At 65.2% G+C, this 9,492-nt stretch carries 13 protein-coding genes; all 13 read right to left on the bottom strand.

The window, feature by feature from the left end:
- Positions 1–144: 144 nt before the first annotated feature.
- Positions 145–1,140, bottom strand: coding sequence for a D-glycerate dehydrogenase (locus GEV06_13935; protein ID MPZ18996.1), 996 nt, complete (start codon positions 1,138–1,140; stop codon positions 145–147).
- A 266-nt stretch (positions 1,141–1,406) separates the two neighbouring features.
- Entirely contained in the window at positions 1,407–1,682 is a 276-nt protein-coding gene (locus GEV06_13930; protein ID MPZ18995.1) for an ethanolamine utilization protein EutN, read from the bottom strand.
- A 92-nt stretch (positions 1,683–1,774) separates the two neighbouring features.
- Positions 1,775–2,050 (bottom strand): ethanolamine utilization protein EutN, encoded by a 276-nt coding sequence (locus GEV06_13925; protein ID MPZ18994.1) that lies wholly within the window; start codon positions 2,048–2,050, stop codon positions 1,775–1,777.
- Between the two features lie 105 nt (positions 2,051–2,155).
- Positions 2,156–2,425 carry an ethanolamine utilization protein EutN gene (locus tag GEV06_13920; protein MPZ18993.1) on the bottom strand — a complete coding sequence of 90 codons (270 nt, stop codon included), beginning with the start codon at positions 2,423–2,425 and terminating at the stop codon, positions 2,156–2,158.
- Between the two features lie 75 nt (positions 2,426–2,500).
- On the bottom strand, positions 2,501–2,797 hold the full coding sequence (gene eutM, locus GEV06_13915; protein MPZ18992.1) for an ethanolamine utilization microcompartment protein EutM: 297 nt from the start codon (positions 2,795–2,797) through the stop codon (positions 2,501–2,503).
- A gap of 62 nt (positions 2,798–2,859) precedes the next feature.
- Positions 2,860–3,732 carry a class II aldolase/adducin family protein gene (locus GEV06_13910; GenBank protein ID MPZ18991.1) on the bottom strand — a complete coding sequence of 291 codons (873 nt, stop codon included), beginning with the start codon at positions 3,730–3,732 and terminating at the stop codon, positions 2,860–2,862.
- 141 nt (positions 3,733–3,873) lie between these two features.
- Positions 3,874–4,218: a YHS domain-containing protein gene (locus tag GEV06_13905; GenBank protein MPZ18990.1), complete on the bottom strand. Its 345-nt coding sequence runs from the start codon at positions 4,216–4,218 to the stop codon at positions 3,874–3,876.
- Positions 4,160–4,591 carry a tetratricopeptide repeat protein gene (locus GEV06_13900; protein MPZ18989.1) on the bottom strand — a complete coding sequence of 144 codons (432 nt, stop codon included), beginning with the start codon at positions 4,589–4,591 and terminating at the stop codon, positions 4,160–4,162. Before GEV06_13900 ends, GEV06_13905 begins: the two co-directional genes overlap by 59 nt.
- Before the next feature lie 223 nt (positions 4,592–4,814).
- The gene (locus GEV06_13895; protein ID MPZ18988.1) at positions 4,815–5,525 is read right to left on the bottom strand and encodes a pyridoxine 5'-phosphate synthase; all 711 of its coding nucleotides are present in this window, start codon (positions 5,523–5,525) and stop codon (positions 4,815–4,817) included.
- 122 nt (positions 5,526–5,647) lie between these two features.
- Positions 5,648–6,982, bottom strand: coding sequence for a phosphoglucosamine mutase (gene glmM / locus GEV06_13890; protein MPZ18987.1), 1,335 nt, complete (start codon positions 6,980–6,982; stop codon positions 5,648–5,650).
- A complete protein-coding gene (locus GEV06_13885; GenBank protein ID MPZ18986.1) occupies positions 6,979–7,635 on the bottom strand; it encodes a hypothetical protein in 657 nt (218 codons plus the stop codon). The genes glmM and GEV06_13885 overlap by 4 nt, the downstream gene beginning before the upstream one ends.
- The gene (locus GEV06_13880) at positions 7,635–8,453 is read right to left on the bottom strand and encodes a TIGR00159 family protein (GenBank protein MPZ18985.1); all 819 of its coding nucleotides are present in this window, start codon (positions 8,451–8,453) and stop codon (positions 7,635–7,637) included. Before GEV06_13880 ends, GEV06_13885 begins: the two co-directional genes overlap by 1 nt.
- 32 nt (positions 8,454–8,485) lie before the next feature.
- Entirely contained in the window at positions 8,486–9,295 is an 810-nt protein-coding gene (gene folP, locus GEV06_13875) for a dihydropteroate synthase (protein MPZ18984.1), read from the bottom strand.
- Positions 9,296–9,492 lie beyond the last annotated feature (197 nt).

Here is a 9,492-nt window from a genome sequence, read left to right as displayed (position 1 = left end):
CCCACTCTACAAGAACCTGAACGTATCACAAAGTACTTTTCGGACGATGTACTAGGGGTAGGAAGGTCGAAGCAAGGGACGTTGCCTTCCTTCCCCCTAGATCCCTAGATCCCTTGGTCCCTTGGTCCCTAGATCCCTTGACCCCTAGATCCCTTGACCCACGAAGCTGCCGGGGACGGGTGTGAGCGGCAATTGCCCATCGATGACGGCGAGGACGTTTCGGACGGCCAGGTCCGCCATGGCGGTTCGTGTCTCACGCGTGGCGCTGCCGAGGTGTGGCGCCAATACGACCTGCTCGAGCCCGAAGAGATCTGGATGGATCGTCGGCTCGTTCTCGTAAACGTCCAGCGCTGCGCCGGAGATGAGCCCTTCGCGCAGGGCCCAGGCTAGCGCCGCCTCGTCAACGACTGGCCCTCTCGCCATATTCACGAGAAAGGCTGATCGCTTCATTCGCGCGAGCGCTTTGGCGTCGATGAGATGACGAGTCTCCGGTCGAAGCGGCAGGTGCAGCGAGACAACGTCCGAGGTGACGAGCAGTTGGTCCAAGGACATCGGCGTGTAGGGCGTGCCGTCGGGCGCGAGTGGCAGGTCGGCCGTGTTGGCTCGCGATGGCGCGTACGCGACACGCATGCCGAAGCAGCCAGCCTTGGCTGCGACTGCCCGGCCGATTCGCCCCATGCCCACGATGCCGAGCTGTCGGCCACTGATCTCGCACCCGAGCATGAAGTCAATCGCCCAACCTTCCCACGCGCCGCGCCGCGCCAGCCTGTCGCCCTCGGCGATACGTCGCGTCGCCGTCAAGATCAGCCCCCACGTGTACGCCGCGCAGCACTCGGTCAGCACGTCCGGTGTGTTGGTCACGATCACGCGGCGCTCCCGCGCGGCCGTCACGTCCACATTGTCGTAGCCCACCGCCACGTTCGCGACAATGCGGAGCTCCGGTGCTCGGTCGAGGAGCGCCGCGTCGACGCGGTCCGTGGGTTGACTGATGATCCCCGTGCAGGAGGCCGCCTGCTCGACAAGCTCCTCGGGCGAAGGACCCGATGGGTCCTTCCAGACCTCGAGGGACGCCCGCGCGGCGAGCTCATCGAGCACAGACGAAGGAAGACGCTTGGTGACGAAAATGGCAGGTCGGCTCAATGTCCTAGGGATTGGCAATAACCGCAGTGATTGCAGCGAACGGTTGGCTCGATGAGACACGGGCCCTCGATGTCGCTGCCCGGGCGCACACTGAGCTTGGCGTGGCTCGGATGCAGTCTCACAGGCGCTGCTGACACGTCTACCTGCGGACCGGAGCCCGAGAGGTGGCGCGCAATCGCCTCACGAACGAGCCCACGCAGCTCGTCTTCAGTCATGGTGATCCGAACAGCCACACAGGTAGGGCGCGTCAGCCTCCCGCGTCCTACCTAGCGTTCCTGTACGTCGACATAATCGATGATACCCAGAATGGCGGCGTCGACGGGCGCCGCCTTTCGGCCGAGCGCGTCACCAGCGGCGCGCCCTTCGATCACGACCAGTACACGCTCGCCAACGCCGGCCCCAACCGAGTCGATCGCCAACAGCGGGGTGCCGCACAGCGAGCCATCCGGCTCCTCCACCTGCACGAGCAAGAGCTTCGCACCTTCGATCTTGTGATGTTTCTGTGTGGCGACGACGGTGCCGACAACGGTGCCGATTTGCATCTCTTCAGGTTCTTGGTCCTTGGTGCTTGGTCCTTAGTGCGCCTAGTACGCTTCGATGCTTCGGTACGCCAAAGCGCACCAAGAACCAAGAACTAAGCACCAAGAACCACATCCGTATGGTCGACGATCGCCACGATGGCGGCATCCGCGGGAACCTCCGTGGGCAGGAACGGATACGAAGCCTCTCGGCCGCGAACGTAGAACACGCGCTCGCCCACGCCCGCGCCCACGGCATCGACCGCAACCAGCGCCCGCCCGCTCGGCTCGCCGCCCGGTGTGAGCGGCTGGATAACGAGCAGCTTCTGCCCGGCGAGCCCCGGGTCCTTCTGCGTCGCGACCACGGTCCCAACCACATTGGCGAGTCGCATTCTTCAGGTCCTTGGTTCTCGGTTCTTCGTCCTTGGTTCTCGGTTCTTGGTGCGCCTAGTACGCTTCGATGCTTCGGTACGCCAAAGCGCACCAAGGACCAAGAACTAAGAACCAACCGAGACGGTATCAACGATGGCCACAATGGCGGCATCGACCGGACAATCCTTGAGGCCCGACGACATCCGCGCGGAGCTGCCCGTGACGATGAGCACCGTTTCGCCGGAGCCGGCGTCCACCGTATCTACCGCGACGAGCGTCGGCGCGTCCGGCTTGCCCTCCGGGCTGACGGGTCGGACGACCATCAACTTGCTGCCGACCAGCCGTTCGTCTTTGCGTGTGGCGACGACGGTCCCGACAACCCTGGCGAGGAGCATGACTTCGATGGGCGATGGTCCGGAGCGTGTGGTAAACGCGCTGTGCTATCTCTACAGCGCGGGCGTCACACGGTCTTACTTGCTTGAGGCCGCCGCGGCCTTGCCAATGGGCAGCACATCCTCGAGGTTGCTGTGCGGACGAGGGATGACGTGCACCGACACGAGCTCGCCGACCCGCCTGGCCGCCGCCGCGCCAGCGTCGGTCGCGGCCTTCACGGCGGCAACATCACCACGCACGATGGCTGTGACGTAGCCGGCGCCGATCTTCTCCCAGCCGACCAGCGTCACCTTCGCCGCCTTGACCATGGCATCGGCCGCCTCAATCATTGCGACCAATCCCTTGGTCTCGATCATGCCCAGTGCTTCACCCATTTAGAGTCTCCATCTTCGCGCTGTCGCCGTGCGAGCAACGGTCCCTGGCAGCCGGGAGGGCCTCATCGCGTGAACGCCCGAACCGCATCTTCGAGGAGCGCAGCCAGCTCGCGGTATGTTAGTCGAATTTCGCGCTCGCCGCTCAAGGCGGCCGAGCCCGCGGCTGGCACGAGCCGCCGGCCGGGCGCCTCAGGGGCGAGCACGCGCTGGCAGGGCTCACCCGCGTCGGTGGTGCCCGCGGCGTCACCGCCGTCCGCCACTGGCGAGTCGATGCAGATGGGCGCCGCTGCTGCTATGCCATACGCTCCGCGCAAGCCCTGAAGACGGAGGACCTCGTCCCGAGAAAGCACATGCTCGCGGCCCAACAGCCTCGCGACGAGACTGATGTGCGCGAAGTGCTCGATTGTCTCCATTTTGTAGTACGCGTTGAACGGCTCCGCGCCGATCGTGAGCGCTCCGTGATTGGCCAGCAGAAGGCCATCGTGTGCCTTGATGTATCTTCGCACCGCGTCTGGCAGCTCCTGCGTCGACGGTGTGCCGTACTCCGCAATGGGGATGCTACCAAGGGTCGTGATGACTTCCGCGAGGACGGCGCGGTCGAGCGGAATGCCGGCGACCGCGAAGCCGGTGGCCTTTGGCGGATGCGCGTGCACGACGGCGTGTACATCCGGCCGTAGCTCGTACACGGCCAGGTGCATGAGGAGCTCGGACGAGGGCGCCCGCTCGCCGGCGATCCTCGTGCCAGCAAGATCGGTCATCACCATCATGTCTGGCGTCATGAATCCCTTCGACACACTTTTCGGGGTCGTCAGGATGCGCTCGCGGTCCAGACGAACGCTGATGTTGCCGTCGTTGCTCGCGACAAAGCCTCGTGTCCACAGGCGGTGGCCGATCTCGACGATCTCCGCGCGGGCTTTCTCCTCAGGGCTCAACATAGGGGCAGGGACTGAATCATGAGTAGTGGTCAGTGGTCAGTGGCCAGTGGTCAGCCGGTTTACGGATGTTCGGGGGCTGGCGGCGTGCTACCCGGGTAAACGATGCAACCCCCGGACGCTCGTGAATCGGCTGGCCACTGATCACTGACCACTGGCCACTTTCTTGTGCTTCTTCCATGCTTGACGGCATGCCTCGGAACAAAAGTACTTCGTCTCCCCGCCGGACTGCAGTGCAACGGCCCGCTCAGGTAAGACATGAGTGCCGCACACCGGGTCGCGGGCCAGGGCAGCCGACGTCGGTGAGCTCCGCGCTCCTTGGCTCAGGGCGTGCCGCACCCTCGCCACCAGACGCCACACCAGGCGAATCAGGAGCAACAACAGCAGAATGCGCAGAATCCAGCCGGTCAGTGATACACCCAGCCTTTCGTTACGGCGATGTCGGGGCGCGCTCCTCCCCAACCTCCGGATGCGCGGAACGAAGCGCATCGAGGGCGGTCCGGGCAGCCCGCCCCTCGGGGCTGTCCGGCGCCAGCGCGACGACCTGTTGCCATGCCTCGGCCGCACCCTTCAAGTCCTGCTTCGCAAACGCTCGAACGATACCGAGGTTGAGAAGCGTCTTCGTATGCCGCGGATTGATTTCCAGTGCCTGTGCAAACTGGGAGAGTGCGCGGTCCGGCTGGTTCGTGTAGTAATAGCTCACGCCGAGGTCCGTCGTCACGTCCGGGTCGCTCGCGTCGAGCTCGAGCGACGCTTCGTACCAACGGGCAGCTTCATCGAAGCGCTCGGCGTCAAAGTACAGATTTCCTATCTCCGCGCGCACCTCGGCATCCTTGGGACGCGCTTCGGCGCCGGCGATCAACTTCTCGAGCTTCGCCTGGTCGAGCGGAGCCGGCGCGCCTGCTTGCGCCGCCGCACCGTCGCCGGCCGCCGCCGGCGTGCTCGCCTCCGCCTCCGTGGGCTCCGGACGGCTCGTCGGCGCGGACTGAGCGCCCAGCAACCAACCGACGAGCAGCCCAAAACAGGCGCCGGCCACGGCGAAGACGATCGATTCGGCCTTCATACTCTCGGTGAACCGCCGCAGATCAGCGTAACACCAGGGCCGCCATCTCGCGCACGGCACGGTCGAACCCGACCAGCGCGGCGCGCGCGACGATGGCGTGACCGATGTTGAGCTCGACAATCTCTGGGATCGCCACGATTGGACGTACGTTGAAGTAGTTCAAGCCGTGGCCCGCAAGCACCTCGACCTCGCCGCGGGCTGCAAGACGCGCCACATCCGCAATACGGGCGAACTCTTGCGGTCGCGCGGCTTCGCGGGCGTCGGCATATGGTCCGGTGTTGATCTCGATCGCCTGTGCACCGGTTTGCCGAGCGCGTCGCACCTGCTCTGGGTCAGCGTCGATGAACAAACTGACGCGGATGCCCGCATCGGTTAGCTGACGGGTCATGTCCTTGATGGCTTGGTTGTGTGCTCCCACGTCCAGGCCACCCTGCGTGGTCACCTCATTCGGCTGTTCGGGAACGAGCGTGACCTGATCCGGGCGCACCCGCAGCGCAATCTGCAGCATTTCAGCCGTGACCGCCATCTCGACGTTCAGCTTCGTCGTGACGACCTCACGGAGCAGCTCCAGATCGCGCTCTTGAATGTGCCGCCGATCCCCGCGCAGGTGGATGGTGATCCCCTCGGCACCGGCCATTTCCGCTGCAAGCGCCGCAGCCACGGGCTGCGGCTCACGAGCACGCCTGGCCTCCCGGATCGTCGCGATGTGGTCGATGTTGACGGCGAGCCTCATACAGTTGCCATCGCTGGTCCTCGTAGCGCAGGCCTTTAGGCCTGCCAATCACGGCGCGACATCTCAGCAGGCAGGCCTAAAGGCCTGCGCTACGAGGACCATTCAAATGAGCCCTTGGCTCGTTAGCTCAAATGCCCCCGAGCCGTGGTAGCGATCTCCTCGGCCCACGCCTGAATCTGGCTCTGATCCTCTCCCTCTATCATGATACGAAGAAGCGGCTCGGTTCCCGAGTAGCGCACCAACAGCCGGCCGCGGCCGGCTAGCCTGCGCTCGACGTCCGCCATGATCGCCGAGACGGCAGGAACCGCCTGCAGATCACGCTTCGTCCCTACTCTGACGTTGACGAGCGTCTGAGGATAACCTCTGAACTGCGCGGCGAGGTCTGCCAGGGATCGCCCCGACTCCGCCATCACACGCAAGACGAACAACGCCGTCGCGATGCCGTCCCCAGTGAAGAGGAAGTCGGAGAGGATGATGTGGCCCGACTGCTCTCCGCCCAGCGACAGGCCGCGGGCGAGCAGGTCCTCACAGACGAACTTGTCGCCCACCGCGCAACGAACCACGTCAATGCCATCGTCGCGCAATGCCAGCTCCAAGCCAATGTTGCTCATCACGGTAGCGACGATGGCATTGCCGCGAAGCCGACCCTGGCGCTGAAGATGTCGGGCGCAGAGCAGGATGATCGCGTCGCCGTCGACGATGCGTCCTGTGGCGTCGACCAGGATGGCGCGGTCGCCGTCGCCGTCGAACGCGGCGCCCATAACGTAGCCATTGTCGGCGACGAGCGCGGACAATCGCTCCGGGTGGGTCGACCCACACCCGAGATTGATGTTGCGCCCATCGGGGGCGTCACCCGTGGCCGTGACCTCGAAGCCCAGGGCCTCGAAGACGCGTGGCGCAACCGCCACTGTCGCACCGTTCGCGCAGTCGAGGGCAATCTTGGCTCCTCGGAGCGATCCTACGTCGGGCAGCACCTGCCGGGCGTGCTCGATGTACGGCGCGACGCCGTCGATGGTCTCGACCGGCATCGGCTGGGGCCAATCAATCGACGACACAGGCTCGAAGACCCAACGCTCGATCTCGCGCTCGAGCGGCGCGTCGAACTTCTCACCACGGCCGGAGAAGATCTTGATCCCGTTGTCCCGATAGGGGTTGTGTGATGCCGAGATGACGATGCCCGCATCGAATCCCAGCGTGCGTGTGAGGTACGCGACCGCGGGTGTCGGGATGACGCCCACGCTCTGGATGTCACTGCCCATCGCCCGCACGCCGCGCGCGATTGCCTGCTCCAGCCAGGCTCCAGACTCGCGGGTGTCCCGCCCGACGAGCAGTCGACCGCGTCCTTCGTGCGGCAGCACTCGTACGAGCGCCGCCCCGAGCCGCAGGATCGTGGCTTCGTCGAGCGGTGGCTCGCCTGCGGTGCCACGTACGCCATCAGTGCCAAACAGTCGTGTCATGGCTTCACAGGCTCCCGGCGAATCTCGACTCTGATCAGCGCCTCGCGCGCGCCGAGCAACCGCACTTGCGCGTCAGCCACGCCGATCCCCACTTGCTCTTGCACCGGGCGCACCGCGCCCTCGATGCTCACCGGCTCGGTGGTCGCTCGGGTCACTTGGCGCACATGGCTCTCGGGGCCGGCCACCTGAACGGTCGCCGGCTCTTTGGTGACTTTCCCCATTACGTAGCCCGGCGCCGGCTGGCCGGTAATCTCCGGCACGACCGGCACATCACGAACGCTCGATCGCTCGACCACGAGCGAGAAGGAGGAGGGTGATACCTCCACCACTTCGATACCATAGGGTGTACGCACCTGTTCGGGCAACAAGTGAAAGAGCCTCGTGCCGGGCTGTACGTTGCGGAGATCCAACACGGCCAGCACCTCACCGATCTGCATGCGCGCGAGGTTGCCAGACGAGCCCCGTACACGCACGTTGACCGAGTCCGGCGGATCACCAATGATCTCGAGGCCCTTCGGCACGTTTTGGAACTCGATCGGGACGGGAAGGTAGCGCTCGGCGGTCTCCTGACCGCCTACGGCGACCCACAGCAGCGTAGCCAGGCTCAAAGCCACGAGCTTCAGCCCGAGATTGCGAAACGGGTGGTACGCCATCAGATCGTATAGGCCGGCTCGTGATTTCGGTCACCGGTGCTGCGCCGCTGCACTACGAGCGTGCGCAGCCGGGCGTGCAGCCTCTCGGGCGTGAGGCCGCGCTCGATCGTACCATCGAGCGCCAAGGAAATGGCGCCTGTTTCCTCCGAGACCACGACGGCAACGGCGTCGTTCTCCTCGGTGAGACCGATGGCCGCGCGGTGTCGCGTGCCGAGCTCCGTGCTGAGCTGTGGGTTCACCGTGAGCGGAAGGAAGCACGAGGCGGCGGCAACCCGATTCTCCTGCAAGATGACGGCACCATCGTGCAGCGGCGAAGCCGGTTGGAACACGCTCACCAGGAGGTCGTGCGTGATGGTGGCGTCGAGTGGGATACCGCTTTCCACGTAATTGCGGAGTCCAATCTCGCGCTCCACGGCAATGATGGCGCCCGTTCGGCGGTCGGCGAGCTGGGCGGCGGCGGTCACGATCTCCTCGAGCGCCTCCTCGTCCGTCTCCGCGCTGGTGACGTAGCGGAGCAACCACGTACGTCCGAGGTGCGCCAGCGCGCGTCTGATGTCGGACTGGAACAAAACGATGGCGGCAAACACCAAGTAGCCAACGATGTTGCGGATCACCCAGTTGACCGTCTGCAACGGCGCAGCTGTCGACAGGAAATACAGCCCGACGACCAGCGCCGAGCCCACCGCCATCTGCACGGCTCGCGTGCCACGAATGAGCTTCAAGAACTCGTAGATGACAACCGCGATGATGAGAATGTCGAGGATGTCCCACCACGTGACCGGGGCTCGGCGTAGCAGGGCGGTGAGGGTGTCAGGCATCAGCAGTCAAGATCATAGCTGAGTCCCTCACCTCAAACCTGCTTTGCCTGCTCCCGACACCGGCGCACCAGGTCTGCGGCCCGAACGACGGCGGTCATTTCCCGGACCGAGTGGACTCGGACGATGTGTGCTCCGAGCAGGACGGCGGTCGTTACGGCGGCGGCCGTTGCCCATTCACGTGTCGCTGAAGGACACTCTCCGGTCGCCTGCTCGAGGAAGGACTTACGGGACGGGCCAACCAACCAGGGTCGATCGAGCGTCAGGAGGGCCGGGTGGTCGAGATGGCTGAGTATTTGCCAGCTATGCTCTGCCCGTTTGGCAAAGCCAATGCCCGGATCGAGGATCACCGCCTCGCGCGACACGCCGCGAGCAACCGCTGCAGCCAGGCTCCATCGAAGCTCGGCGGCGACCTCTTCCGGCACCGAGCGGTAGACCGCCCGTGCATACATGTCGTGCGGCGTGCCCCTCATGTGCATGAGAATCAGGGCAGCACCCGCACGCGCTGCGACGTCGCCGAGCGCGGCATCCTGCCGTAAGCCACTGATGTCGTTCACGATGGTGGCGCCGGCATCGAGCGCCGCTCGCGCGACACCGGCCTTGGTGGTGTCCACCGAGATCGGCACGCTCGCGTGGGGCGCCAGCTTGGCGACGAGCGGGACGACGCGCCGCCGCTCCTCGGCTTCGTCCACGTCGCGCGCGCCTGGGCGCGTCGATTCGCCGCCAACGTCGACGATATCTGCACCGTCGTCGATCATGGCCAGTGCGGCGGTCAGCGCGCGATCGTGGTCGAAGTAGAGGCCGCCGTCAGAGAAGGAGTCCGGCGTGACGTTGAGCACACCCATCACGAGCGTGCGCTCACCGAGGATGAGCGCGCGCCCATCTGGTAGCGGCACGTGATAGCGGGGCCGGGGGCTCACGGAGGAAGGAATCAAGGTTCGAGGTTCGAGGTTCGAGGTTCGAGGTATATCTGGGGCAGGTTCAACGCTTTCCGTGGAAGTTCGAGGCTCCGGGCCGACGGCCGGCGCCAGCCGCCCGAGAC

Source organism: Luteitalea sp., assembly GCA_009377605.1.
Taxonomy (GTDB): domain Bacteria; phylum Acidobacteriota; class Vicinamibacteria; order Vicinamibacterales; family Vicinamibacteraceae; genus WHTT01.
The sequence above is the reverse complement of the archived record's forward strand: the minus strand, read 5'-3'. Positions and strand labels throughout refer to the sequence as shown.